This window comes from Sulfitobacter noctilucicola (assembly GCF_000622385.1).
Classification (GTDB): Bacteria; Pseudomonadota; Alphaproteobacteria; order Rhodobacterales; family Rhodobacteraceae; genus Sulfitobacter; species Sulfitobacter noctilucicola.
Genome location: NZ_JASD01000008.1, coordinates 329118 through 355937 on the forward strand (window position 1 = coordinate 329118; position 26820 = coordinate 355937).

A 26820-nucleotide genomic window follows, 5' to 3' on the forward strand; every position below is an offset into this window, starting at 1 on the left:
TACCCAAGGAAAGTGGGAGGATCATTTCATGGAAATCATCATGGAGGCTCTGCCTGCATTCGGCGACGCTTGGACGCTGATATTGCAACCTGTTGTGTTGGGATATCTGGTCATGGGCGTCCTGATGGGCCTGTGTATCGGCGTGTTCCCGGGATTGGGCGGCATTGCAGGCCTATCGCTTTTGCTGCCGTTTATGTTCGGCATGGACCCGATTTTGGGCCTGGCGCTAATGATCGGCATGGTTGCGGTTGTTCCGACATCCGATACCTTTGCCTCTGTTCTCATGGGGATCCCGGGGTCTTCGGCCAGTCAGGCGACAGTGCTGGACGGCTTTCCCATGGCCAAAAAGGGCATGGCTGCACGTGCGCTTTCAGCGGCGTTCGCCTCATCCTTGTTTGGCGGGTTGGTCGGAGCCAGCTTTTTGACGGTGTTCATTCTGATTGCACGCCCCATCGTACTGGAGTTCCGCACCCCTGAATTGTTAATGATCACCATCTTCGGTCTGTCCATGGTCGGCATTCTTGCGGGCCGCATCCCGATCAAAGGGATTGTCGCGGCAGGCCTTGGCATGTTGATCGGTATGATCGGCGAAGGTGCCTCTTCGGGCGATCTGCGGATGTCATCCTACGATTACCCTTATCTGACTGACGGGCTGAAACTGGTGATTGTCGGTCTTGGTATCTTTGCCATCCCCGAGATCATCTCGCTGCTGCGTCAGGACCGCGCCATCAGCGAAGAGCCGCAAATCGGCGGTGGCTGGATCGATGGTGTCAAAGACTGGTTTGCCAATATCTGGCTGTCTGTACGGTGTTCCATCATCGGGGTTATCGTGGGCGTAATCCCCGGTCTTGGCGGGTCCGTGGTTGACTGGATTGCCTATGGCCACGCGGTGCAAACGACGAAAGACAAATCCAACTTCGGCAAAGGCGAAGTCCGCGGCGTAATCGGGCCTGAGAGTTCGAATAACGCCAAAGAGGGCGGCGGGCTCGTGCCTACGTTGCTTTTCGGGATCCCCGGCTCAGGCTCTATGGCGATTTTCATCGGTGCGATTGCTCTACTGGGATCTGGCCAGATCGAAGTTGGCCCTGCGATGTTGAAGAACAACCTCGATATCACCTATGCGATCGTATGGCTGCTGGCACTGGCCAACGTGGTTGGCACAGTCATTTGTATCGCCGCCTCTGGTGGCATCGCAAAGCTGACAACAATCCGCTTTGTTCTGCTGGCACCCTTCCTGTTTATGATCATCAGCTTTGCGGCGTTCCAATCGGGCCAAAACCTGATGGACCTCGTGGCACTGTTCGCAATCGGATTCCTCGGCATCCTTATGCGGCGGTTTGACTGGTCGCGTCCCGCGTTCCTTATCGGCTTCGTCCTGTCAAACCCTGCCGAAAACTACGCGAACCAAGCCATTCAGATCGCGCAATCACGCTTCCGCAAAGGGTTCGGCGAGGGGATCGACTATATTTTCTCACCCATCGTTATTGTTTTGCTGGTTATCACAGTGATCTCCGTCGTGCTGGGGTTGCGTCAGGCCAAACACATCATGGCCGAAGGTGACATCACAGCAGGCTCCAAACGCGCGCCGATGGTTTTTATGCTGCTGGTCACCGCCTTCATCGGCTATGCTCTTTATGACGCGAATGCGATCCCCAACTACAGCCGCGACCGGACCTTCCCGATCTTTGTGGCAAGCATCTGTCTCATCGGATGTGCGTTTCTTGTCATCCAGATGATGCTCAAGCCCGAGACGCACACGATTTTTGCCGATCGCGAGCTGAATGGCGAAGACGCGCAGGCGACCCATGGTTTGTGGCCAACACTGGCGTGGTTTGCAGCGCTGTTGGTGTTGACCTCTCTGCTCGGCTTCATCCTTGCGCTGGCGATCTTCCTATTCGCCTTCATGGTGATCCGTGCGCGGGTCAGCATGGTCTTTGCCGCCGGATACACCGCCGCGGGCCTTGCGTTCATTTGTGCCATGGCGTGGCTGCTGAACCGTGATTTCCCGCCCGGTCTGTTACAGGAATACTTCACTTTGCCATGGCCCTTCACATGACCCAGACAGAAATCCCTTTCCTTTTCATGCGCGGCGGCACTTCACGCGGTCCATACCTCAACCGGGCTGACCTGCCCGAAGATCTGGAAAGCTTGGCGCAGGTGCTCATCTCTATCGTGGGTTCAGGCCATCCGCTTAACATCGACGGGATCGGTGGTGGCGTTGCGGTGACAACCAAGGTCGCAATGCTATCGAAATCCGAAGATGAGTGGGCCGATGTTGATTACTTCTTTGCGCAGGTGAGCGTTGAGGACTGCCTGGTAGATTTCAAACCGACCTGTGGAAACATCCTGTCTGGTGTTGGCCCTGCGGCCATTGAAATGGGATTGGTGGCAGCGCAAGACGGCGAGACGGCTGTTAACATTCGCGCCGTAAATACCGAAGCGCGGGTTGCCGCCGTTGTTCAAACACCGGGCGGTAAGGTCAGCTATGAGGGCGATGCGCAGATTGATGGCGTGCCGGGCACGTCCGCACCTGTGGCCTTGCAATTTATGGAGACGGTCGGCGGAGTTACAGGTGCTTTTCTGCCTACCGGCAATCTGGTTGATGTCATCGACGGTAACGCTGTGACCTGCATGGATGTCGCCATGCCGATGGTGATTGCCAAGGCCAGCGATTTTGGCCTGACCGGTTATGAGAGCGCGGCCGATTTGGATGAAAACCGCAGTTTCTTTGCCAAGATGGAAGCCCTGCGCATCAAAGCCGGTGCGCTGATGGGAATGGGCGATGTCAGCGAATCTGTTACACCCAAATTCGGGCTATTGGCACCCGCCCGCGCTGGCGGCACCATTGCCACGCGGTATTTCATGCCGTGGAATACCCATCCCACGATGGCGGTGACAGGCGCGCAATGCCTTGCTGCTTGTGTGCTCACGCCCGGCACGGTTGCGGAGGGGATGGCGGCCAAACCGAACGAAACGCCTGCGCCCATCACGCTAGAGCATGCCTCGGGCAGTATTGATGTGATGGTGGATTATGCGCAAACCGATGCAGGTTTTGAGGTGATCTCCGCAGGGTTGATCCGCACAGCTCGCAAAATTGCCAGTGGAAGTGTTTTTGTCCCTCAATCAGTATGGGCTGGCGTGTAACACCGCATGTAACGAGGAATAGACCGATGAAAGTGCACATTCTTGACGATTGGTTCGATACGCTGCGTGGTTTGCCCTGCTTTGCGAAACTTGACGATCACGAGGTCACCGTCTGGACTGACCATGAACCTGATCCGGTCAAGCTTGCCGCGCGGATGCAAGACGCCGAGGCGCTGGTTCTGTTTCGCGAGCGCACAAAAGTGGGTGCTGAATTGCTGGCGGGTTTGCCAAACCTCAAGCTGATCTCCCAGCGCAGCGTTTATCCCCATGTGGATGTGACCGCATGTACGGCGCATGGCGTCCTGCTAAGCTCCAACATGCACGCGGGCGCACCGTCTTATGCAGCAGCAGAGCATACATTGGCGCTGATCCTTGCCAGCTATCGCCAGATCCCGCAGCAGACGGCGTCGATCAAGGCGGGCCACTGGCAATCCGGCGTTGGTCGCACGCTGCGCGGCAGAACGCTTGGGCTATATGGCTATGGGCGCATCGCGGGTGCGGTCGCGGAATATGCCAAGGCTCTGGGTATCAATGTGCAATGGTGGGGATCAGAGGCCGGCCGCTCCCGTGCTCTTGCGGCGGGTGAGACCGTTGCGCCGTCGCGCGAAGCGTTTTTTGCGACATCAGATATTGTCAGTGTTCATGTACGGCTCAAGCCGGAAACACGTGGTCTCATCACTGCCGCTGATCTGGCGCAGATGCAGCCCCGCGCGCTTTTCGTGAACACCTCGCGCTCCGGTCTGGTGGAGACCGGCGCGTTGGAGGCCGAAGTGGCAAAAGACCAATTGCACGCCGCTGTTGACGTTTTTGATCACGAGCCACTGACCGATACGTCAAACATCCTGTTGACCCACCCCAATGTGCTGGCCACCCCGCACATCGGATTTGTGACCGAGGACGAGTTCGACCTTCAGTTCTCTGACATCTTTGATCAGGTCAACGCCTACGCGGCTGGCGCGCCTATTCATATGATCAACCCCGAGGTATTTCCTTAAGCGCTCTGCGCGGCCTTAACGAACCCGTCCGATATGGCTTGGGCTACGAAACCATTAAGCGCGGCGATGCGCGGATCGGTACTATCAGGCAGTACCATCGCCTGACGAACCGAGGTCAGTACGCCGGTCAGGATGCGAACGTCCGGCGATGTTGAAAACGCGCCCTCTAGCGAGGCACGAACACCGGCGACGGCATCGCACCGGCCTGCGCGAAATTCTTCAAAGCTTTCGGGCGGTGTGCCTGAATGCTCCAGTGTTGCGTGCTGCAGGTTTTTGGTCAGATGCATGTCATACGCCGAACCGGTCGACGTTAAGATCTTTACGCCGGTTGCATCGACATCTTCGACGTCTACAAATGCGGAATCGCTGCGCACCGCAAAGGTCGCCTCGATCACAATATAGGGTTCGGTAAAGGCAATTTTTTCGGCACGCATTGGGTCGATTGCCAGAAACCCTACGTCCCATTTATCAAGGTGTGCATCATCAAATACTTTGCCTGCGCCACTGTAGATAACAGGCTCCATGCGGGCCCCGATCTCATCAGCCAGTCTTTTGGCCAGCGCGGGGCTGACGCCCCTCAGTTGATCGCCGTACTGATGGACCAAGGCGCGATTGCCTGTATTGATTGCCACGCGCAGCACACCGTCGCGTGCCAGTGTTTTCAATTCCCCCTGCATCGTCATTTCCCTACTCCAGTGTTTGTATCAAACAGCCGAACAAACAACGGCGCGCCTAGAATGACCACAAATATACGTAGCACGTGATGGGCCACTACAAAGGCCATATCAGCCCCTACGATCAAAGCCAGCACTGTCAGTTCTGCCTGCCCGCCCGGCGCGAAAGCCAAAATCGTTTCCATCGGCGGGGCAAGGCCTGCGACGTGAATGACCTCAACAAAGATCATGGTCAGCACCAGAAGGATTACGCAAAATCCCAGACCCGCTGTTACATCTGTGCGCACTTCGGCCATGGTGACACCTGCATATTTACTGCCCACACTCATGCCAATGAAAAACTGGGCGGCCCAGATCGCCTCGGCAGGTGGGCGATGGTTCAGAATTCCAGCCATCGCAAATGCCGCTGCGAGCAAAAGCGGACCCAGAATTGTAGCGCCGAACATGCCCGCGCGTTTCGCCATCTGCCATCCGGCAAGACCACAAAACACCATCAGCGCAAGTTCCGCAGGCGCAATACTTGCGGCGGGCGCACCCGGAGGGTTGCTTAGATCAGCGTCCCAGACCCATTTCAGCAAAAACGGTAGAACCACGACAATCACCATCACCCGCGTCGCATGGATGAGTGACAGCGCGCGCACATCGCCGCCAGCTTCCTCTCCAAAGACAAGCATATCCTGCAAGCCACCCGGCATGGAGGAATAATAGCTGGTCGCGAAATTAAACCCCCAGAGGCGTTGAAAATATAGGACCCCGACCACCCCGATACAGCTGGTCATCACGGGGATCATCAGCAAGGTCGGCCACATCCCCACCATGGACGCCAGCAGGGTTGTCGAGAAGGTTGCCCCCACAGCTACGCCCAGAATGGTGCGCATCGCATCGTTCACCAGCTTAATCCCACGCATCGGAACACCCGCCATGGCGGCAATCAGGCACGCAAAAATTGGCCCCAGCAGCCAAGGCAGGGGCAGCTGCATCATCTTGAAAGCCAGAACACCAATTCCGGCGACCACAAAGGCGTAAAGATGGGGCATCACGATTGTAACACCTTGAGCCTGTGGCGCAGGGAGGTTTGCAAATGCGCCTCTGCCGCGTCACCCGCAGCCTGTTGATCGCCCGCAGCGATCGCCGTGATAATCTGTGCGTGCTGGCTGCTGACCGTTTTAATCCGCGCTTCGTCATCCAGCGTGGTTGGCCCCAGCAGGATCAATGCATTGTTGAGCGCACGCGCCGACGCCAGCAAAAAGCGATTGCGCGTCGCGAGGTAGATGCTGCGGTGAAAATCCTGATTGAGCGCGGCCGCGCGTGGGGTATCTTGGCCGGCACCGTCAATCTGTTCGTTGATATCCTCAAGTAGATCCACCTCGGCGGGGTTTGCATGTTTGGCGGCCATCTCGGCGGCCGTGCGCTCAAGGACCAGCCGCATTTCGTATAGCTCAACGATTTCTGTGGTGCTCAACGTGCGAATGACAGCGCCCAAGCGGGGGCGGTGCTCGACGATCCCGTCGTTTTCCAATTTGCGCAAGGCCTCTCGCACCGGAGTCCGCGACAGGCTGAGTTTTTTTGCCACGTCGATCTCGCGCAGACGGTCACCCGGCTGGAATTCCCCCGCCCTGATCGCCGCATGCAATCGATGGTAGGCAAGCTCCCCTTGAGACATGTCTTGCAATTCTGTGCTGTGCATTTTAGTAAGACCCAAATTGTATCCGCTTGGATACAATATAGATATGAAAAGGAAACACCAGTGTCAAACTCAGTGATTGTCGTCGGAACAGGTAACGCCGCGCTTTGTGCCGCGATCGCGGCGTTGGAAAACGGGGCGCAGGTGACGCTGCTGGAAAAGGCTGATCAGGCTTTGGCGGGTGGCAATACCAAATATACGGCAGGCGCGATGCGCTTTGCCTATGACGGGGCTGCGGATCTTATGCCGCTGTTACGCAATCCTGATGATCCTCGCGTGCAGAACGCTGATTTCGGGGGCTATGACACAGAGAAATTCGGCAACGATCTGCTGGGGTTTAACGATGGCCGTCCGCTGTCGGAGGAGCAAGAAGCGCTCGTTAACCTGTCGGGCGAGACGATGCGCTGGCTTGCATCCCATGACGTAAAGTTCGAGCCGATCTATAGCCGCCAGAGCTTTGAGAAAGATGGCCGTCACGTGTTTTGGGGCGGCTTGACGCTGGCAGCTGAGAACGAAGGGGTTGGCCTATTCGATATGGAGCTCGCTGCGGTTGAGCGGATGGGCGGCACAGTCCGCTATAATAGCGCGGTCACCGGTCTGGTGACTGAAGGTGATCAGGTTATTGGCGTACGCATTGGTGATGAGGTCCTGCATGCAGACGCCGTAATCCTTGCCTCTGGTGGATTTGAGGCAAATGACGAGATGCGGGTCAAACATATGGGCCCGAACTGGAAAGCAGCAAAGGTGCGCGGCACGCCGCACAACACCGGTGACGGGCTTACAATGGCGAGCGCAGTCGGCGCGGCTGAATATGGTCTCTATGCTGGATGTCATGCAACTCCAATGGACTTGCATATGGCCGATTTCGGAAATCTCGACTTGCCCGCTGGTGAACGCAAGAACTACCGCAAAATTTCATATTTTTTGGGCGTAATGCTGAATGCCGATGGCGCACGTTTTGTCGATGAGGGTGCCAATTTCCGCAACTATACCTATGCGCAATACGGTGCCGCCATTCTCGAGCAGCCGGGCCAGTTTGCTTGGCAGGTTTTCGATAGCAAAGTGTTCGATCTGCTCTATGCCGAATACAGATTTCATGACGCCCATTTTGTAGAAGCTGACACCTTGGAGGCGCTGGTGCCCCTGATGACTGGCTTAAACGCAGAGGCTGCCACCGCTACGCTTGACGCTTACAACGATGCGGTGGATGCCCAAACCGCGTTTGATCCAACCGTTCTGGATGGCAAAGCAACCGATGGCTTGACGCCGCCCAAATCAAATTGGGCCCAGAAAATCGACAAAGGACCCTTCCGCGCGTTCCCAGTTACTGGCGGGATAACATTCACTTACGGTGGATTGAAAGTAGATGACAAGGGTGGTGTCCTCAGGGAAGGTGGTTCAACAATTGCAGGCCTATTTGCATGTGGCGAGATCGTCGGCGGCGTCTTTTTTGCGGGCTACCCGGGCGGGTCCGGCCTCACGTCAGGCGCTGTATTTGGCCGCCGCGCGGGGTATGGGGCATCTCAGGCATAATGCAATCAATGACATCTGTGCTGTTGATCGTTGAGTGCGACAAAGATCGTTTCGGGAAAGCTGTCTTGCAGCGCTGAACGAATAGCCAACTTGCGTTCGGTTCTGGATCAAACGTTTTCAAATTCCGGTTTCCCGAAAGTCGACTTTAGCCGTAGCACAGAAAACTGTTAATTATGGGCTCACTGCTGTCATTCGCTGCGCTTGCACTCAGATCGGGACATCGAAAAGACCGCCAATAGCCGCTGTGCGGGACAAAGCATGCGTAATTGAGCTGCCTCTGTTCTGAGGTCGAGCTCCCGATAAGATCACAGGATTACTGTGAACAAGGGAGATTGAAGATGGAATATTATGCTGGATTGGATGTGTCGCTACGGTCGTGCGCTGTTTGCATTATCGATAACAAAGGAAAGGTTGTGCTTGAACGTGAGCTTGCTTGTGAAGTGAGTGATATTTCTGACTGGTTGAGGAAGTTCGCGTATTCGGTTGAACGGGTCGGTTTTGAAGCAGGAACGATGAGCCAGCTTTTGTTCTTTGGTCTCCAAGGCGAGGGTTTAGCTGTCGTTTGCATGGAGGCGCGACAAGTGAACGCCGCCCTGTCAGCGATGCGCAACAAGACCGACAAGAACGACGCGCGAAGGATCGCTCAGATCCTGCCCACGGAGGGGTTCAGTCCGGTTCATATGAAGAGCCGCGAGGCGCATGGCTTAAGAGCTCGCTTGAGCAGCCGAAAGGCGCTGCTCAACAAGACCATCGAACTTTCGAATGAAGTGCGCGGGTTGCTGAAGATCTTTGGTTTGCGTCTGCCCAAAACCGTTGGTCATGGAAGCTTTGACGATATCGTACGGCCTATGATCCAGATGAATGACGTCCTCATTCATGCCTAGATACCGCTGCTGGACGCGCGGGTCGCTCTGTCTCAGCACTATCTTGAACTGGATCACCGCGTGAAGCGCGCGGCCAGCCACGATGAAGTCTGCATGCGGCTGTTGACGGTTCCGGACGTAGGAATGATAGCCGCGCTCACGTTCAAAGCGGCTGTAGATGATCCTTTGCGGTTCAAAAGCTCCCGCATGGTTGCCGCGCATTTTGGTCTCACTCCGCGACGATACCAATCTGGCGAGAGCGACAATCCTGGCAGAATATCACGTGCGGGAGACCGCGATGTTCGATCAACACTCTATTCCGCCGCAAACGCGATGCTAATGCGAACGATGGCGGCGTCACAACTGAAGTCATGGGGTATGCGATTGATGCGTACAAAGGGGCGACGGCGCGCTGTTGTTGCTGTTGCGCGCAAGCTGGCGGTCCTGCTGCATCGGATGTGGATTGAGAATACGGAATTCCCTTTCGAAGGGCTGGAGAGTATCAAATGTTTCTAGCTGACCCAATACTCAACCAAACGGGATCGTCCTTTCCGGACGAGGTCTGTGGGTGAAGCCGAATATGGCTGCTGCGCAACGAGAAGCGCGAGACGAAGCAAGGCTCTCCACAACCGATCCGGCATATGCATGCAGGGTGCCGCATAGCTACCAGTCAGACTGCGCAGAGAAGCGTGACTGTGATAAGTACGATGCCAAACTGATCAAAGGAAAAGAGCTTGACCGATAGACTGAATTAGGGAAGGAGTCTTTTGCTATAAATTCGCAAACGGCTGCTTTTTATGCGTAACGGAAAGCGAAAGTTTGCAGGAATGCAAGCGGCCTTCCACTTTTTATGCATAACGGGCAAATGGGAGCGGGTGAGTCAGATTCCTTTTTTGGGAATGGTTATCCAGAAAAACCCTCAGCTAAGCTTTCAATGCCGTTCCAGCAAAAATATCGACTGGGATACTGCGTAGGCTTTGTCAGTTCGAAATTTTTATCACAAGAGAGGGCTGTTATCAAGCTCGCTGTATTTCGTAAAACGCAGATGCCGGCTTCTCAAAGAGTTTCAAACACTGGGCTCTGTCACTCTTGGCGGCGCTCTGTTCACGGGTTTTTCGAGGTAACGAGATAAGTAAAATGCTACATCCGGTAATTCTGTGCTTCTCAATATCGCCGGCGAGGGTTTCCAATCGCGATTCAAGTACGGTTTGCGAGGGTTTCGAGATGTTTACTGCAATCGTGATCGGGGTTGATACCGGCAGTCCCTGCGAGATCAATTGGGACGCAACTTCGGCGGATTTTCCGATAGCCATGTAGAAGGCTAAGGTTGTGCCGGGCTTAGCGTGGCTATGCCAATCGGGCATCTGTGCACCTGGTTGGGTCTGACCTGTTGAGAATACAACTGTGTCGGTTTCTCCACGACTGGTAAGGGGACGCTTCAATGTTGCCGCAGCCGCACTTGCTGCGGTGACGCCAGGAACAACTTCGATTGGAATGCCTGCAGTGTGGGCGGCATCCAATTCTTCCGTCGCGCGGCCGAACAACATTGGATCGCCAGATTTGAGCCGCACGACCCGTTTGCCCTGTTTGGCCGCGGCCACGATAACGGCGCAGATGCGGTCCTGTGGCCATGCGCTGGCGCCAACGACTTTTCCCACAAATACGCGCTCGGCGTCGCGGCGGGCAAGTTCAAGAACTTCAGTATCCACAAGGCGGTCGTAAAAAATGATGTCAGCCTCTTGGAGGCGTTCAACAGCACGAAGTGTCAGCAGGTCTCGCGCGCCGGGGCCTGCACCGACCAGCGAGATTGATCCTGTGGCGTCGGTCTGTGGTGCACCGCCAGCTTGGATGGCATCTTTTAACAGGCTGGCGGCGTCACGTTCGGCGCCCCGTTTGTGCGCCTGCCAAGGCGCGCCGGAAAACGCCCATCTCCAAAATGCGCGCCGCTGCGCACGCGGCACGCGCATGGCAGCAGCGCCCCGCATGCGTCCCGCAAGGGCCGCAAAAGAGCCCAAAGACGGATCGAGCAGTTGTTCAACTTGTGTCTTGATGCCGCGTGCCAGTACCGGGGCGGTGCCTTCTGTCCCGATGGCCACGACAACCGGATCACGGTCGACCAAAGACGGCGTTGTGATGTCACATAAATGCGGCTGGTCAACGACATTGACGGGCACTGATGCGGATTTGGCGATTGCGTGCAGGCTGGCATCAATGCCGGGACAGCCTGTACCGATAAAGGCCATGGCGGCCCCTTGGAAACTGTGGGCTGTGATGGGCCCTTTTATGTGTGCAGCACGCCCTTCGGCCACGAGACCTTGCAATTCATCGTCCGGCTCATCTGCCAACAGTACGATTTCAGCATCGGTTTTCAGCATCAGACGCGCCTTTTGCGCGGCTTGCTCCCCCCCGCCCGCAATTACGATGCGGCGATCGGTTGTTTTGATGAACATCGGAAAACTTTTCATGCGTGGTCTCCTGTCAGGCGGCTTTTTTGCGATGGCGGTTGGTCCATAGATCACGGGCGCGGCTGTCAGGGTGTGCAACACCCAGCGTATCGAGTGCGAGCGCTGCCGTGCCTTCGACGACGGCTTGTGCAAAGGGATCATCAAGATGGCCTGCCCACAGCGCCGCGAGATCGGAAGGATCAGGCTCCACCGAGGCCAGACGCCGTATCTCGTCCAATTGTGCGACCGCTTTGCCCTGCCACGCGGTGCCATCTCGCAGGCCAAAGGCCGCAACGTCTTTGCTGGGGTGCCGTTCGAATTCACCGCCGCCGCCTTTGATGACGCTCAGGCTTTGCTGTCCCAAAAGAGCAGAGGCATCGGCTTGGATTTCGCGGTATACGGGATGGAACACGCCCTGCACCGAAGCATCCGTAGCACAGGGGTTCAACAGGCGCACGACCGTATTGATGCAAGAGCGTAGCCCCAAGCTATTGCGCAATTGCAAGAGCGCGAAGAGCGGCGGCGATAACACTTCAAGCGGGAGATAGGTGATGCCCGCGCAGGACAGCGCCTTGTTTGCGGTCGAAAGATCGGGTGCGATCTGAACGCCTAATGCGGCACACCCGTCCCGTACATCAGCGTGATTGGCCTGATGGGAATTCCAGCCATGCAGCAAAACAGGATAACCCGCTTGCGCCACCAGTTTCGCGCTGAGCAGAAACCACGGCAGGCCGCGGGTGCGACCCGCAGCGTAGCTTGGCCAATCCAGTGCGGGCGAGAGGGAGGACAGCTTGATGTGGCTACGAGCAGCTTGCACAAACCCGGCAAGCTCTGCTGCCGTCTCCCCTTTCATGCGCATCAGCATTAGCAGCGCGCCGATGGCCTCTGGTGCGGCATTGCCCGATAGGATGACCTCCATCGCCTCGCGCGCCTCATTCTGATCAAGAGAACGCGCGCGGCCCGGACCGCGCCCTAAAATCCGCACATAAGGGGCAAGGCTCATTCTGCAGCCTCGCGGATGACGCCCGCGCCAAGGAGCGCCCGAAGCTCGGGGCGGCAGGAGCCACAGTTTGTCCCGGCCTGAAGGGCTTCGCCAATTTGCTCGACGGAAGACAGCCCGTCGGCCTCAACCGCACGCAAAATGGTATTCACGCCGACTTTGAAGCAGGCGCACAGGACTGGTCCGGGATCGGGCCGCCCGATGGGCGCGCGACCGGACAACATGTCATCAGGCAATTCGGCAAGGTAGTCCCGCATGAGGCTGACGGGTCGCGGCGCTACAAATACGGCGGCTTCCACACCGTCATCGCCTATAAATGCGGCACGAAAACTGCCGCCATGAAGGTCTTGTATGGTTTGCGCTGGCAAATCACCCACACCGAGCATGTCGCGGGCGTAGCTTTCCCAATCCTGCGGTGCTTGCGCCCCCGCCAACTCACAGCGCCACCCCGCATCGGTGCGCACCCGCGCCCAATAGGCGCTTTGGGGATTTATTGGCCTCCGAGAGATGGCAAAGGCGTACCAGTTTGCGGCGTAAGGGGCTAACGCGACGGCGGCCCCTTTGCTTTCTGGCTGGCCCGAGACGGGATCAACAGCGGCTGGAATAACAACATCGATGCGGCCGCTGGGCGCTGTTTCCCCTGTCCAATGGATCGGCGCAAAGATCTCCCCCTTGCGCACGCGGTCGGTGATTAATGCCCGCAGGATCGCTGTGCCTGTGCCGCTCGTGACCTGCACAAGGCTTGCGTCTGTAGTGCCTGTCGCGGTGGCATCTGCGGGATGTATCTCGATAAAGGGCTCGGCCAGATGGGCAGAGAGGCGGGCGGATTTTGCGGTGCGTGTCATTGTGTGCCACTGATCGCGGGTGCGCCCGGTGTTGAGGCGGAACGGAAAGTCGGAATTTGTTGGCTGCGCCATTGGTAAGGGCGTTAATGCCAACATACTGGCGCGGCCCGACTTGGTGAAAAAACCGCCGTCTGCAAAGAACCGTCCGCCTTCTTGCGAGGCATAGGGCCAGCGGAACGGGTCGAGTGCGTCGTATTGCGCATCTGTCAAATCGGCATGGCCAGAGATGTCGAAATCGCGTCCCAGTCCGCCCGCGATGCCAGACAATGCGGCGTGCTCCCGAAAAATCTCGGCCACGTTCGCGAAATCGAAAGCTGAATGCCAGCCCATCCGCCGACCCACCTCCGCCAACTGCGCCCAATCGGGCCGCGACGCCTCATAACTGGGCAGAACAGCGCGCTGGCGGCTGATGGTGCGATCCGAATTGGTAACCGTGCCGTCCTTCTCGCCCCACGCACTGGCGGGCAGCAGAACATCGGCAAGCTGTGCGGTGTCTGTCCGGCCCGTTACATCGCTGACGACGGTAAAATCACATCCCTTGATCGCGGCGGCGACAGCATCTGCATCGGGCATGGAAACAGCCGGATTGGTGTGAATGATCCAGAGTGCCTTGATCTTGCCGCTGCCCACCGCGCGGAACATGTCTACGGCCTTGAGGCCTGCGGCCTCCGGCATCTTGGGCGCGTCCCAGAACAAGCGGACCGCATGGCGGTGGGCAGGGTTCTCCAGATCAAGGTGGCAGGCCAGCATATTGGACAGCCCGCCCACTTCGCGCCCGCCCATGGCATTGGGCTGGCCGGTCACGGAAAACGGCCCACAGCCCGGCGTGCCGATGCGCCCCGTCGCAAGGTGGCAATTCAGGATCGCGTTGACCTTGTCGGCCCCGCTGGTCGATTGGTTCACCCCTTGGCTGAAGATGGTGACCGTCTTTTCCGATCGCAGCCAGATGTTGACAAACGCGCGCAGCTGGTGTCCGTCGAGTTCGGTTAACGATACATCACTGGCGCGGGCGCAGCGCAGCGCCTCGGGATATCCGTCGACATGGGCCGCGACATAGCCCGCATCGAGGGCACCTTGTTCGTCAATCTGGGTCAGCAGATGATTGAACAGCGCCACATCCGACCCCGGTGCCAGTGGCAGATGTAGATCCGCCGCATCGCAGGTGGCCGTGCGGCGGGGGTCGATCACCACCAGCTTCAAGTGCGGCCTTGCGGCTTTGGCAGCCAGAATGCGCTGGTGCAACACCGGATGGCACCACGCGAGGTTGCTGCCTACCAGCACAATCGTATCGGCCAGTTCAAGGTCCTCGTAAGTCCCTGGCACCGTATCTGTGCCAAAGGCGCGTTTATGCCCCGCAACAGTCGACGCCATGCACAGTCGTGAATTGGTGTCGATATTGGCCGTGCCCATGAAGCCTTTGGCCAGCTTGTTGGCGACGTAGTAATCCTCGGTCAGCATCTGGCCCGAGAGGTAGAAGGCAACACTGTCGGGGCCGTGCTCGGCGATGGTATGCGTGAACCTGTCCGCTACCAGTTGCAGCGCCTCGTCCCACGCCGCTTCTTTGCCGTTCACCATCGGTGCGGCGAGCCGCCCCTCATGGCCAACGGTTTCGCCCAGAGCTAACCCTTTGGAGCACAAGCGGCCAAAGTTGGCAGGGTGATCAGGGTCACCTTTGACCTCCAACCCCGCGACAGTTGCGGTCAGCAAGACGCCGCAACCGACACCGCAGTAAGGGCATGTGGACCGGACGGTCACGCTGCGGACCGTCCGGCAAGTGCTGTGCCATCCAGCAGAATGCGACCGTCCTCAACCTTGACATCATAGGTAGGGATTTGGCCTGTGTCGGCACCTTGGGCCTGCCCCGTCTCGAGCGAAAAAACCCAATTATGCAGCGGACAAGTCACCGCGCGGCCGTGCACGATCCCCTCGGACAGTGGTCCGCCCTTGTGCGGACAGGTATCCGAGGCGGCGAAAACTTCGGCCTCGCTGGTGCGAAACAGCGCGACACAGCCAACAGGTGTTTTGACCAGTCGCGCGCCGCGCAGCGGAATGTCTTCGATGTGGCCCACGTCGATCCAGCTCATTCTGCGGCCTCCAGTGTGAGATCGGCAAGCGGTTGGTAAGTATCCGCTTTTGCCGCATGTTCGGCCCATGGATCATTCCGGTAGATGGACTGGGACAATTCGAACCGCGCGACGAGTGCGGCGCGGTTTGCCAGATCATCAACTACCTGTTCTTTGACCCAATCGAGGCCCACTTTCGCGACCCATTTATAGCCACGATCCAGATATTTGGCGTTCTCGCGATAGATCTGGATGTAGGCGGTGGTCACGGCGATCGCTTCGTCCTCAGTTGCAACTTTCGCCAGCAACTCAGTCTCGCGCACATCCATGCCAGCGGCCCCCGCAACAGAGACCTCATAACCTGAATCGACACAGATGATGCCCACGTCCTTACAGGTTGCCTCAGCACAGTTGCGCGGGCAGCCGGAGACACCCAGCTTGACCTTATGCGGTGTCCACGACCCCCAAAGCAGCTTTTCCAGCTTGATCCCGAGGCCAGTGCTGTCTTGCGTGCCAAAGCGACAATGGTCTGTACCCACGCAGGTTTTTACCGTGCGCAGCCCTTTGGAATAGGCGTGGCCCGACACCATGCCTGCTTGGTTCAGATCGTACCACATGGACGGCAGGTCTTCTTTCTTGACGCCCAGCAGGTCGATGCGTTGACCGCCTGTCACCTTGACCGTGGGTACGTTGTATTTGTCCGCGGCGTCGGCAATCGCGCGCAGCTCGTCCGGCGTGGTGATACCCCCCCACATGCGCGGCACAACGCTATAGGTCCCGTCTTTCTGGATATTGGCGTGGTTGCGTTCATTCACGAAGCGCGATTGTGGGTCGTCCTGATACTCCAGCGGCCAGTCCGCGATCAGATAGTAGTTAATGGCGGGGCGGCAGACGTGGCACCCGTTCGGTGTGCTCCATGCCAGTTGTTGCCAAACGGCGTCCTGGGATTTGAGCGCTTGGCTCTTAATCAGGCGGCGGACGTCCTCGTGTGTTAGCTCGGTGCAACCACAGACCGAGGCCGCAGCGGGAATGACAAAATCATCCCCCAAAGTGACAGCGAGGACTTGTTCCACCAGCCCCGTGCAGGTCCCGCAAGAGCCGCTTGCCTTGGTGCCTGCCTTGATGTCGGCAAGCGTGGTGGCACCGCCTTCGATTGCGGTAACGATCTGACCTTTGCAAATGCCGTTGCAGCCGCAGATTTCTGCGTCAGCCGGTAAGGCTGCAACGGCCTGCAACGGGTCCACGGCACCGCCTTGCATATTGGGGCCAAAGATCAGTGTCTCACGTATGTCCGAGATATCGGTTTTGTCGCGGATCAGGCCGAAGAACCAATTGCTGTCGGTGGTGTCGCCATAGAAGACGGCACCAACGACCACGTTGTTTTCCAGCACCAGCCGCTTGTAAACACCCCGTGCAGGGTCGCGGAAAACGATGTCTTCGCGGCCGTCCCCTTCTGCAAAATCACCCGCACTGAACAGATCACAGCCCGTGACTTTGAGCTTGGTCGACAACTCCTTTTGCACAAAAGCGGCTTGTTCACCCATCAGCGTCTGCGCTGCAACTTTCGCCTGCTCATAGAGTGGAGCGACAAGGCCAAATATCGCACCTTGATGCTCCACACATTCACCAACGGCGAGGATATCAGCGTCAGAGGTGACCATCTGGTCATCCACATGAATGCCCTTGCCGACGGCGAGGCCTGCCTCCGCCGCCAGTTTGATGTTCGGGCGGATGCCCACGGCCATGACCAGCAGATCACAAGGCAGCTCGGTCCCGTCGTCCAGCAGCAGTGCGCGCACCTTGCCGTCCTGCCCGAGGATCTCCTTGGAATTGGCGGCGCATTTAACCGTTATGCCCTTGTCGATCAGCGCACGGCGCAGCAGATAGCCTGCCGCCTCGTCCAACTGCCGCTCCATCAGGTGGCCCATGATGTGGACCACGGTAACGTCGACGCCGCGCGCGGCCATGCCCGCCGCAGCCTCAAGCCCCAGAAGGCCGCCGCCGATCACGACCACTTTGTGCCCCTCACCGAGGTCCATCATCCGCTGGGTGTCTTCCAGATCACGATAGGCGATGACGCCTTCCAGATCGTGACCGGGCAGCGGGATCATGAAGGGATTCGAGCCTGTGCCGAACACCAGCTTGTCATAATGAAGCACATCGCCGTTCTCCGCCGTCACGGTTTTGGCCGCCGTGTTGATATCCGCGACACGCTCGCCGAAACGGCAGGTGATGCCATGCGCGCTGTACCAATCCGCGTCGTGGGTGACGATCTCCGCGTAGGTTTTCTCACCCGACAAAACGGGCGAAAGCATGATGCGGTTGTAGTTTCCGCGTGGCTCGGCATTGAAAAGCGTGATGTCGAAGCCCGCGTTTTGCTCGACCAGCGTTTCCAGCATCCGCCCCGTGGCCATACCGGCCCCGATAACGATAAGTTTCTGTCTCATGATCTACTCCGCCGCGATGGGTGATTTGAGTTTGGGTTTACCACCAGAGGTCGGCGATTTAGGTTTCGCGCCGTGCTCGTATTCCTCAAGGAAATCAAGGACCTCTTGCCGGTAGGTGTAGTAGTCGGGATGCTCCAGCAGCGCCTTACGGGTGCGCGGCCGCGGCAGTTTCACATCCGTGATCTTGCCGATGGTCGCCTGCGGCCCGTTGGTCATCATCACCACGCGGTCAGCCAGCAAGATCGCCTCGTCCACATCGTGGGTCACACAAATGGCGGTGACTTTGGTGCGTGACCAGACCTCCATCAGCACTTCCTGCAGCTCCCAGCGGGTGAGACTGTCGAGCATGCCGAAAGGTTCATCGAGCAGCAGCAGTTTGGGCGAGAGCGCAAAGGCCCTCGCGATGCCCACGCGCTGCTTCATGCCGTTCGACAGATCCGCCGCGCTCTTGTCCATGCTGTCGGCCAGACCAACCCGCTCAAGATAGTATTCCACCACATCCTGACGCTCGGCCCGTGAGGCGCGGGGATAGACTTTATCCACCCCAATCGAGACGTTCTCCTTGGCCGTGAGCCATGGAAAAAGGTTGGGCGACTGGAACACAACGGCGCGTTCGGGGTCGGCACCTTCGACGTGCCAACCGTCCAGACGGATTGCCCCGCTGGAGATCGGGTTGAGACCCGCAGCCATGGTCAGAACCGTGGACTTGCCGCAGCCCGAGTGCCCGATGAGCGAGATAAACTCGCCCTTGTTCACTTTGAGATCGAAATCCTCGACCACCGTGAGCGGGCCTTTGGGAGTTGGGTAAACCTTGTCGAGCTTCGAGAATGTAAGGTAGCGCTCGTCTAGCGGACTGGCTTGGGCGGCTTTCACGGCGGCAGGCACCGAATGGATGGGCGTGACGCTTGGCAGGGTGCGCGTTTCCTCGACCTTGGCCTCGATGCCCACATCCATCAGGTATTTCGTGATCTCGGCCCTCAGCTTCTTGAAGCCCTCGTCATTGTTCATTGCAGAGCGATCGCGCGGGCGCTGCAGCGTGATGGGAAAAGGATCGGCCAGCGTGCCATCGGGATTGAGCACGATCACGCGGTCGGCCATCAGAATTGCCTCATCCACGTCATTTGTGATCAGAAGGCAGGTCTTTTTGTCCTGCTCCCAAATCTCCAGAATTTCATCGGCCAGATTGGCACGGGTCAGCGCATCAAGCGCGGACAAAGGCTCGTCCAGCAGCAATAGCTCTGGGTCCATCGCGAGCGCACGTGCCACGGAAACCCGCTGTCGCATGCCACCCGAGAGTTCTGCGGGGCGGCGCGATGTGGCGTGCCCCAGCCCCACCATGTTGATATAGTGGTCTGCTTTCGCGGATTTCTCGGCCTTGGAGAGTTTGGGAAAGACAGCCTCGACCGCTAGCAAAATATTGCCCTTCACCGTTAGCCACGGCATCAGCGAATAGGACTGGAACACGAGGCCGCGCTCTGGACCAGGGCCTTTGATGGGCTGGCCCTTGAAGGTGACCGATCCTGTGTCGGGCGCATCCAGCCCCGCCACCATATTAATCAGCGTCGTCTTGCCCGTGCCCGAGAAGCCGAGAATGGCTATAAACTCGCCTTCCTCCACATCCATCGAGATATTGCGCAAAATCTCGGAACGGTCCGTGCCATGGCCATAGCCGCGGCAGAGGTTATCGAAGGATAGAATTGCCATATCGCTCACCGGTTATTCGAGAATGTGAACAGGGATTGCAGCGCGTACATCACACGGTCCAACAAAAATCCGATGATGCCGATGGTCAGCACCGCGACGATGATCTTGGCCAGTGATTGAGACGAACCATTCTGGAATTCATCCCAGACGAATTTTCCCAAACCGGGGTTCTGCGCCAGCATTTCTGCAGCAATCAACACCATCCAGCCCACACCGAGGCTCAGGCGGAGGCCGGTGAAGATCAGCGGAAGCGCGGAGGGCAGCACCAGCTTGGTGATCTTGGTATATGTGTTCATTTTCAGCACGCGAGAAACGCTGACGAGGTCCTTGTCGATGCTGGCCACACCAAGGGCGGTGTTGATCAGGGTGGGCCACAGCGAACAAAGCGTCACCGTGATGGCCGACACGAGGAAGGATTTCGCGAACAGTCCATCGTTTGTGACGTAGACGGCCGAGACGACCATGGTGACGATGGGCAACCATGCAAGCGGCGAGACGGGTTTGAAGATCTGGATAAGCGGGTTCAGCGCTGCGTTGGCCGTGGGTGACAGCCCCGCCGCGATGCCCAGCGGGATCGCTACGGCGGAGGCGATGAGAAAGCCAAAGAAAACTGTGCCGATGGAGGTCCATATCTGATCGTAGTACGAGGGTGGTCCCGTATATCCGATCTGCTTGACCTCATCCGCGCGGCCCGCGTCGATCAGGCGCTGGTTCCGCGCATCCACACGCTCCACGAACTTGGCTTCTTTTGCGGCCTTGCGCACGGCGTCTTCGTGCAGATTGACGGCTTCGGTCCAAACGGCGGCGGGACCGGGGATGGCCCCGAGCGATGTGACAACGCGGGGGGCCAGCATGGCCCATAGCGTCAGAAAAATCATGATCGCCAGCAGCGGCACGACCAGCAACCGCCAGATTTCCTTGACCTGCCCCTTGGGGTTGTCACCGGCAGCAGCGCGCAGCAAAGGCGTGATCCATGTCAGGCCAATGACGCTGAACCATTTGTCAGCGGTGTTGATGCGCGAGAAAAGCCGCGCCTTGCGGGCGGCCTTGGCGGCCTCGGTTTCGAAACTGGGGTCAACGGTTGTCATCGGGTGTGCTCCGGCTGGCGTGTGCGAATGGGAGGGGGCTGGGCCGCACAAAGCTCTCCTTTGCGCGGCCTGCTGGTTCAGTTGACGACTTCGTCGCCCTTGACCGTCTCACCTGATTTCAGGCCGATGGTCAGGCTGTCGATGTAGGCATTGGGCGCAGTACCATCATAGACCACACCGTCGATGATATCGCCTTCGGGCGTCGCGGGGCGGTAGCCGTTGGTGTCCCAGGGGAAGTCCGCCTCGTTCGCCAGACCCTCATCCACAAGGCTGCGGGCCGCAGTCAGATAGATGTCGGGGCGGTACACGGATTTGGCAACCTCGTCATACCAGGCATCGCTCTGCGTCTCGGCGATCTGGCCCCAGCGGCGCATCTGCGTCAGATACCAGACGGCATCGGAGTAGTAGGGATAGGTCGCGTTGTAGCGAAAGAAGACGTTGAAATCAGGGATGTCGCGCACATCGCCTTTTTCATACTCGAAGGTGCCGGTCATTGAGGCCGCGATGACATCCGCATCGGCACCCACGTACTCAGGCTGGCTGAGCAATTCGACAGCTTCCATGCGGTTGCCATTGTCATTCTCGTCCAGCCACATGCCTGCACGGATCAAGGCGCGCACGATAGCCTTAGTGGTGTTGGGATTGGCCTCTGCGAACTCTTCGGTGATGCCAAAGACCTTTTCGGGGTTGTTCTTCCATATCTCGTAGTCGGTGATCACGGGCACGCCAATGCCCTTGGCCACAGCCTGCTGGTTCCATGGCTCGCCCACGCAGTAACCGTTGATCGTGCCGGCCTCCAGCGTCGCAGGCATCTGCGGCGGAGGGGTCACGGAGAGGAAGACATCCGCGCCAATCTGGCCGGTCACATTCTCGGGGCTGTAGAAACCGGGGTGCAGACCGCCAGAAGCCAGCCAATAACGCAGCTCGTAGTTGTGGGTGGACACGGGAAACACCATGCCCATGTTGAACGGCTCCCCGCGGGAGGCGAACTCCTCAACCACCGGTTTCAGCGCCTCGGCACTGATCGGGTGCTGCGGGCGGCCATCATCCATGCTGGAAATATGCGGGCGCATCATGTCCCAGACTTCATTGGATACCGTGATACCATTGCCGTTCAGATCCATGGAGAAGGGCGTGATGATATTGGCCTGCGTGCCGTAGCCAATGGTGGCGGCGATGGGTTGGCCCGCCAGCATGTGTGCGCCTTCGAGTGTGCCGTCGATCACACCGTCGAGCAGCACTTTCCAATTCGCCTGCGCTTCGAGAGTTACAAACAGACCTTCATCGTCAAAATAACCTTGCTCATAGGCGACCGCCAATGGCGCCATATCGGTCAATTTAATAAAGCCGAATGTCAGCTCGTCGACTTCAAGATCTTGCGCCCAGGCCGGGCTGCACAGGGCCGTCGTGGCCGCAAGGGAAAGGAGAAGTTTTTGCATCGTTAATTCCTTAGGAAGAGCGTCCAGCCAAGAGCCAGACAACGAAAAAAGCCGCTTCGATCCTGTGCAGGGAGGATGCACAAGGTCGAGCGGCATTGCTCACGGAGCCCAATCTTTGGGGGTATTCCACGACAGACATCGTTGCCCGTCTGAGATCAGAAAGGTTTGATTCGGGAGATAATGCAACCCTACAGAAGATAACCATTGGATATTTTCTGCATTGCAGCAAATGCTGTGGGGCAAGTTGCCGCTTTTTTGATCACTCAGGCGTACTTGGGTCAAAAACGCGACCATCAAAGAACCTGTCCGCTGTTAAAGTGATTTGACCAAATGCTGACGCAACGGCTGTGGGGTGGGACAAGGCCCCCTCAACCCGGCTGGATGCGCCCGGTACATCCATGCCTGATCCATCAAGTGCTGCACGGTAAATGTCTGGGCGGAACACTTTGCTGGCCGCCTTCATGGACTGTACGCGGTCAAGTCCGGTACGCCGCGCCAGTTGAAGCCCAATCCATTCTGCCTGTGAGCGCCACGGAAAGGTTGCGGCACCACGGTGAAAGGCTAAGAAATCGGGTATATTACGCCGCTCGCCACGGGGTGAGATTACCAAATGCCCTGTCAGGGCCCGCTCCAATATATCCCAAGACAGATTCAAATAATCAGGTCGTGACAACATTTCAGCTGTGAGTGTAGGCGATGTCGGTTTGGCCAGCCACGCAGCGGCCTTGACCAAGCTGCGAATGAGCTTGCCGCATAGAACAGGGTTTTCTTCGGCCCACCCAGTGCGCATCGCGAGGACTTTTTCTGGAAAGCTTTGCCAGATGGCGCTGCACGGGAGCAGCAAATGTCCGACCTCCTGCTCTACCACGAGAGAGCCCCAAGGCTCGCCCACACAAAAGGCGTCAATCTCGTCTGCGGCCAGAGCATCCGCCATCGAGGAAGGGGGAACAGTTCGAATATCAACGTTTTGTGGAGCTGGAAGACCCAATGCTGAAAGCCAGTAGATCAGCAACTCTGCATGCATTGAAAACGGGAACGGTACACCGATGCGCAAGGGCACTGGTGTCGCTGCTATAAGAGCGGTGCCAGCTGCGGAGGCATCCTCAAAACCAAAATCATGGCCACCCGCCTGCAATTTTTCTGCGATTGCGTTGGATACACCGATCACAGTGCCGTTCATTGAAAGGACCGAGACAGCACAAAAAGGTGCCGTTCCAGCACCGAGATCCAGCGCTGACGCGATTGGTAAAGGGGCCAGCATATGCGCCGCGTCCACCGCGCCAAAGTTGAGCATATCGCGTACGGACGACCATGAAGGGGCTGCTTTCAAGATCAGATCCAGACCTTCCTCACGGGCAAATCCCATTTCTTGCGCAATGATCAGCGGGGCTGCGTCCAGCAGTGGAACATATCCAATCGAGATCGACGTCATGACAAAAGCCCTGCTGCTGTCACTAACCCCTGAGCCACATCCGCGACCTTGCGGCCCTGATCCATCGCCGTGCGTCGTAGCAGGGCATAGGCCTCTTCCTCGTCCACACCGCGTGCTTTCATCAAAATGCCTTTGGCACGGTCGATCACCTTGCGCTCCTCCAAGGCGCGCTTGGATTGCTCCAGCTCCTTGCGAAGCCGCCCGAACATATTAAACCGTGTGATCGCCGCATCGAGGATCGGTCGCAAACGCTTGGCGCTCAGCCCGTCCACAACATAGGCGGACACGCCCGCCTCGATGGCCGAGCGTGCCAGCCCCGCGTCATCATGATCGACGAACATCGCCACAGGCCGCGTCATCGGATCAGCGGCCAGCGTCAATTCTTCCAACGTATCGCGCGAGGGATCACTGACATCAATCAGCACAACGTCGGGATTGATCGCCTTGATACGCGCCGCCAATGTGCCGCGCTGTGTCAGCACCTCAATCGTTCCAAGACCCGCAGAAGCGAGCGCATCGACAATCTGCTCGGCCCTTTCGGTGTCCTGTTCAACAATAACAATTGAAAGAGCGTTTTCCATTCATCTCGGGTTCCATTGTGTCCGAAGAAAAGCAAGAAGAAGCGGCGCTCTTACCTCTCAAAGAATGCGGATGCACAATTTAGTGGCGAAACTGACAGGGATAAGCTCGGTAGTTGTGTATCAATACTGCCAATTCCACCCCGGCGCTATGCGCTGAAATCTCGCGAATACTATCCGGTCCATGGACCTGTCGCGGTTTGATGCCGCTCCTTTGATAGCATTTACTGCAGCAAAGTAGACGAACTATGGGACTGATGAGGACGGACGAATTTCGTCGAGATGCGGTGCGGATCGCGCTGACAAGCGGGTTGAAGCGCAAGCAGGTGGCTGACGATCCATTGCCCGGCAGGGTATTGCGCAGCAATGTCCCGATAGGGAGGGTGTCGGGATGGCGACGCTGAACAAATGGATCACGGCGCATAAGACACGGATGTGGTGACGAAAGAGGATTTGAGGCTCGCCCAAGAAAATGACCGGCTTCGGCTTGAGATCCGGCTCCTCAAGGATGAGAGGGAGATCTTAAAAAAGGCCACCCAGTTCTTTGCGGGCCTAAAGCAATGAGACTTAGGTTTGTCCACTGCCCGGCAGTGCCTTTTTGCAGGCACGAGAGGGGAAGAACACAGGGGCCATTTCCCTGCCAATCGGCTGTGTGATGTCGTTGGCGTCAGCACACGCGGGTTACGCGCATTTTGCAGCCGACCAGCCAGTCGCGGACAGCGATCTGATCTGGTCACGTTGGCCCACATCAAGAAACAGTCGCTGCTTAGTTTGGGCAGTTATGGCCGTCCACGCATGACCGAAGAGTCAAAGGAGATCGGTCTGAACGTGGACCACCGTCGTGTTGGCAGGTTGATGCGCCAGAACGGCATTCTGTTGAAACGTGAGTTTAACCCCTGCTTAGCCATCCGGCGATATTCCAATGCCCGTTCACGCGCTTGATTGATCGTTACGATGTCAGCCCCGCCCAAGCCTAAGGCAGTGCGCAGCGGTGCGCCCTTCTTGTTTCTCTGCCCTTTGACAATGACTCGCGCAATCCAACGCCGCGTTCCGGAAGGGTCCACCACCAGATAGAGACCGTCGCCATCACCATGCCGTCCAGCACCAAGACTCTCGACCAACTTTTTTGTCAGTTTGCCAGATAAGACCATCTTAGAAAGACCTTGTTCCATCCCACTCAAGGAACAAGCGTAGGTGCCATCGAAAGAAACTCAAGCCAATCGGCCAAGCCCACTAAGCCCAACCATACAAACATAAAAGGCCGCCCAAGGCGACCAGATCAAACCGTTCATAATGTAGTAGTGGCGGACCGAGGAGGATTCGAACCCCCGACCCCCTGATTCGTAGTCAGGTACTCTATCCAGCTGAGCTATCGGTCCACTGGGCGCGGTCTAATGTCCCTGTTACGGGTTTGCAAGCCCAAGTTTCACCCAAATAGAAAAGAGTGTGTCATCCGTCAGGAAATGCTGCCGCCCTTAGGCAGGGTGACACGAAAAGTCGTCCCGTTTTCGTCAGACCCGCATAATTCCAGCGTACCGCCATGACCCCGAACCAGTTCCGCCGCGATGGCGAGGCCGAGGCCCGAACCACCTTTGCGCGCACCGCCTTGGAATGGCGTAAACAGATGCGCGCGCGCCTTTGCGGGAAGTCCCGGCCCGTCATCAACGACTTCAATTTGCCAGGCTGCGTCAGACTCGACTGCTCTGAGAGTGATCTCACCGCCTTCAGCCGTCCCCGAGAGCGCTTGCCGTGCATTGCGGACCAGATTGGAAAGAACACGAAACAGTTGCTCGGGGTCGGCACGCACCATCATGGTCGCTGGAACATCGCATTTGAATGCGATCGCGTCTTCGCCGCTGGCGAACTTTTCGCCTTCAATCACGTCTTCGGCGATCTGGCTGAGCGGGATTACGGTCAACGTCGGGCCAGGCTCCTCCGCTTTGCCGAAGGCAAGTGTGCTTTCACAAAGATGCACAGCTCGGGTGATGGAGCCAACCAGTTTGGGTGCCATACGCTTTACGATCGGGTCCTCAGACGTTTCGATCCGATCGGTGAACAGCTGCGCGGTTGTCAGCATATTGCGCATGTCATGGCTGATTTTGCTCACGGCTGATCCAAGCTGTGCCAGCCGTTCCTTCTGCTTGAGTGCTTGTGTCAGATCGGTTTGCAGGCTGCGCAATGCAACCTCAGCTGCCCGCAACTCTGTCACGCTCGCTTCGGGTTCGATGATGCGGCTGGCGTCTTCTGGGGACTGAGCGTACCGCTCCATATGGCCGACAACACGGGCTATCGGTTTCAGCAGCAAGGCTCGCATCGCCAAAAACAATAACACCGCGGTGAAGACCGAGATAACTGCGGAAAGAATCAGGATACGCATGCCGTAGTCAATCATCGCCATGCGCAGCGGCCCGCTTTGCATGGTAATTTCGATCAGCAGCCCTGCTTCACGCACAGGCGCACCAATGACGCGGATCACTTCGTTCTTCGGAGATATCAACCGGATCATGGCGTCGCGGATCAAGACGACCGCAGTGGCGTCACGCAAATCATAGGTTTGCGAAATAGATTGCGGCATATCGCTTGATAACATCAATTGCCGGACTTCGTTGCGCCGCAAAACCACATTGAACACCTCGGCATTCTTGAGCAATTCGTCCTCAAGCGCCGGATCAAGCATATCGTCCGCCAAGAGCGCCAGCGATGCGATCTGCGCCCGTTCCAGCCGGTTGAGCATATAGTCTTCGCGAAAACGCGCGATAGACGGCACAAAAATCAGAACTTCTGCCAACATCACAAAGATCGTTGTCAGGATCAGCAACCGCCCGGACAGGGAATTCAGCATGCGGGCTCTAACCTTGCGCGCCGGCGGATGGGACGCCCTCGCAGA

Annotated in this window: 21 protein-coding genes, 1 tRNA gene and 1 pseudogene; 7 read left to right on the top strand and 16 right to left on the bottom strand. The window is 57.7% G+C overall.

Translation table 11 applies throughout. From position 1 onward, the window contains the following. The first annotated feature begins 28 nt into the window (after positions 1–28). The 3 genes from Z946_RS0105135 to Z946_RS0105145 are packed head-to-tail and all read left to right on the top strand — an operon-like array spanning position 29 to position 4139. Positions 29–2056: a tripartite tricarboxylate transporter permease gene (locus Z946_RS0105135; RefSeq protein ID WP_025054665.1), complete on the top strand. Its 2028-nt coding sequence runs from the start codon at positions 29–31 to the stop codon at positions 2054–2056. After that, on the top strand, positions 2053–3144 hold the full coding sequence (locus Z946_RS0105140; RefSeq protein ID WP_025054666.1) for a 4-oxalomesaconate tautomerase: 1092 nt from the start codon (positions 2053–2055) through the stop codon (positions 3142–3144). Before Z946_RS0105135 ends, Z946_RS0105140 begins: the two co-directional genes overlap by 4 nt. 26 nt (positions 3145–3170) lie before the next feature. After that, a complete protein-coding gene (locus tag Z946_RS0105145; RefSeq protein ID WP_025054667.1) occupies positions 3171–4139 on the top strand; it encodes a D-2-hydroxyacid dehydrogenase family protein in 969 nt (322 codons plus the stop codon). Here the strand turns inward: Z946_RS0105145 and Z946_RS0105150 are convergent. The 3 genes from Z946_RS0105150 to Z946_RS0105160 are packed head-to-tail and all read right to left on the bottom strand — an operon-like array spanning position 4136 to position 6500. Further along, positions 4136–4816, bottom strand: coding sequence for a transporter substrate-binding domain-containing protein (locus tag Z946_RS0105150; protein WP_160170268.1), 681 nt, complete (start codon positions 4814–4816; stop codon positions 4136–4138). The genes Z946_RS0105145 and Z946_RS0105150 overlap by 4 nt on opposite strands. Positions 4817–4818: 2 nt before the next feature. Then, positions 4819–5850, bottom strand: a complete 1032-nt coding sequence (locus tag Z946_RS0105155) for an AbrB family transcriptional regulator (RefSeq protein ID WP_037969070.1) — start codon at positions 5848–5850, stop codon at positions 4819–4821. Beyond that, positions 5850–6500: a GntR family transcriptional regulator gene (locus tag Z946_RS0105160; protein ID WP_025054670.1), complete on the bottom strand. Its 651-nt coding sequence runs from the start codon at positions 6498–6500 to the stop codon at positions 5850–5852. Before Z946_RS0105160 ends, Z946_RS0105155 begins: the two co-directional genes overlap by 1 nt. A gap of 60 nt (positions 6501–6560) precedes the next feature. Here Z946_RS0105160 and tcuA point away from each other — a divergent pair, with 60 nt between their 5' ends. From tcuA to Z946_RS21780, 3 genes are all read left to right on the top strand, one after another. Further along, a complete protein-coding gene (gene tcuA, locus Z946_RS0105165) occupies positions 6561–8030 on the top strand; it encodes an FAD-dependent tricarballylate dehydrogenase TcuA (protein WP_025054671.1) in 1470 nt (489 codons plus the stop codon). Between the two features lie 338 nt (positions 8031–8368). Further along, positions 8369–8914, top strand: a complete 546-nt coding sequence (locus Z946_RS21775) for an IS110 family transposase (RefSeq protein ID WP_241461300.1) — start codon at positions 8369–8371, stop codon at positions 8912–8914. 60 nt (positions 8915–8974) lie between these two features. Further along, positions 8975–9409: a transposase gene (locus tag Z946_RS21780; protein WP_241461301.1), complete on the top strand. Its 435-nt coding sequence runs from the start codon at positions 8975–8977 to the stop codon at positions 9407–9409. Between the two features lie 500 nt (positions 9410–9909). On the opposite strand, the gene cysG is transcribed toward Z946_RS21780, so the two are convergent. From cysG to Z946_RS0105225, 10 genes are all read right to left on the bottom strand, one after another. Continuing rightward, on the bottom strand, positions 9910–11358 hold the full coding sequence (gene cysG / locus Z946_RS0105180; protein WP_025054672.1) for a siroheme synthase CysG: 1449 nt from the start codon (positions 11356–11358) through the stop codon (positions 9910–9912). A 13-nt stretch (positions 11359–11371) separates the two neighbouring features. After that, positions 11372–12340: a glycosyl transferase family protein gene (locus tag Z946_RS0105185; protein ID WP_025054673.1), complete on the bottom strand. Its 969-nt coding sequence runs from the start codon at positions 12338–12340 to the stop codon at positions 11372–11374. Continuing rightward, positions 12337–14937 (bottom strand): nitrate reductase, encoded by a 2601-nt coding sequence (locus Z946_RS0105190; protein ID WP_025054674.1) that lies wholly within the window; start codon positions 14935–14937, stop codon positions 12337–12339. Before Z946_RS0105190 ends, Z946_RS0105185 begins: the two co-directional genes overlap by 4 nt. Next, entirely contained in the window at positions 14934–15266 is a 333-nt protein-coding gene (gene nirD / locus Z946_RS0105195) for a nitrite reductase small subunit NirD (protein ID WP_025054675.1), read from the bottom strand. Before nirD ends, Z946_RS0105190 begins: the two co-directional genes overlap by 4 nt. Continuing rightward, positions 15263–17692, bottom strand: coding sequence for a nitrite reductase large subunit NirB (gene nirB / locus Z946_RS0105200; protein WP_025054676.1), 2430 nt, complete (start codon positions 17690–17692; stop codon positions 15263–15265). The genes nirD and nirB overlap by 4 nt, the downstream gene beginning before the upstream one ends. Before the next feature lie 3 nt (positions 17693–17695). Next, positions 17696–19396, bottom strand: coding sequence for an ABC transporter ATP-binding protein (locus tag Z946_RS0105205; RefSeq protein WP_025054677.1), 1701 nt, complete (start codon positions 19394–19396; stop codon positions 17696–17698). Between the two features lie 5 nt (positions 19397–19401). Further along, positions 19402–20484, bottom strand: a complete 1083-nt coding sequence (locus Z946_RS0105210; RefSeq protein ID WP_025054678.1) for an ABC transporter permease — start codon at positions 20482–20484, stop codon at positions 19402–19404. Positions 20485–20561: 77 nt separating this feature from the next. After that, positions 20562–21923 (bottom strand): CmpA/NrtA family ABC transporter substrate-binding protein, encoded by a 1362-nt coding sequence (locus tag Z946_RS0105215; RefSeq protein ID WP_025054679.1) that lies wholly within the window; start codon positions 21921–21923, stop codon positions 20562–20564. A gap of 259 nt (positions 21924–22182) precedes the next feature. Further along, positions 22183–23355 carry an ABC transporter substrate-binding protein gene (locus Z946_RS0105220; protein WP_025054680.1) on the bottom strand — a complete coding sequence of 391 codons (1173 nt, stop codon included), beginning with the start codon at positions 23353–23355 and terminating at the stop codon, positions 22183–22185. Next, the gene (locus Z946_RS0105225; RefSeq protein ID WP_025054681.1) at positions 23352–23936 is read right to left on the bottom strand and encodes an ANTAR domain-containing response regulator; all 585 of its coding nucleotides are present in this window, start codon (positions 23934–23936) and stop codon (positions 23352–23354) included. The genes Z946_RS0105220 and Z946_RS0105225 overlap by 4 nt, the downstream gene beginning before the upstream one ends. A 245-nt stretch (positions 23937–24181) precedes the next feature. Here Z946_RS0105225 and Z946_RS21350 point away from each other — a divergent pair. Further along, a pseudogene (locus tag Z946_RS21350) lies at positions 24182–24818 on the top strand (transposase family protein); the annotation flags it as partial. Here the strand turns inward: Z946_RS21350 and Z946_RS0105235 are convergent. The 3 genes from Z946_RS0105235 to Z946_RS0105245 form a co-directional block, all read right to left on the bottom strand. Next, positions 24713–25105 carry an Arm DNA-binding domain-containing protein gene (locus Z946_RS0105235; RefSeq protein ID WP_338152241.1) on the bottom strand — a complete coding sequence of 131 codons (393 nt, stop codon included), beginning with the start codon at positions 25103–25105 and terminating at the stop codon, positions 24713–24715. The pseudogene Z946_RS21350 and the gene Z946_RS0105235 overlap by 106 nt on opposite strands. Positions 25106–25235: 130 nt before the next feature. After that, a tRNA-Arg gene (locus tag Z946_RS0105240) sits at positions 25236–25312 on the bottom strand. A 77-nt stretch (positions 25313–25389) separates the two neighbouring features. Beyond that, on the bottom strand, positions 25390–26775 hold the full coding sequence (locus tag Z946_RS0105245; protein ID WP_025054683.1) for a sensor histidine kinase: 1386 nt from the start codon (positions 26773–26775) through the stop codon (positions 25390–25392). Positions 26776–26820 lie beyond the last annotated feature (45 nt).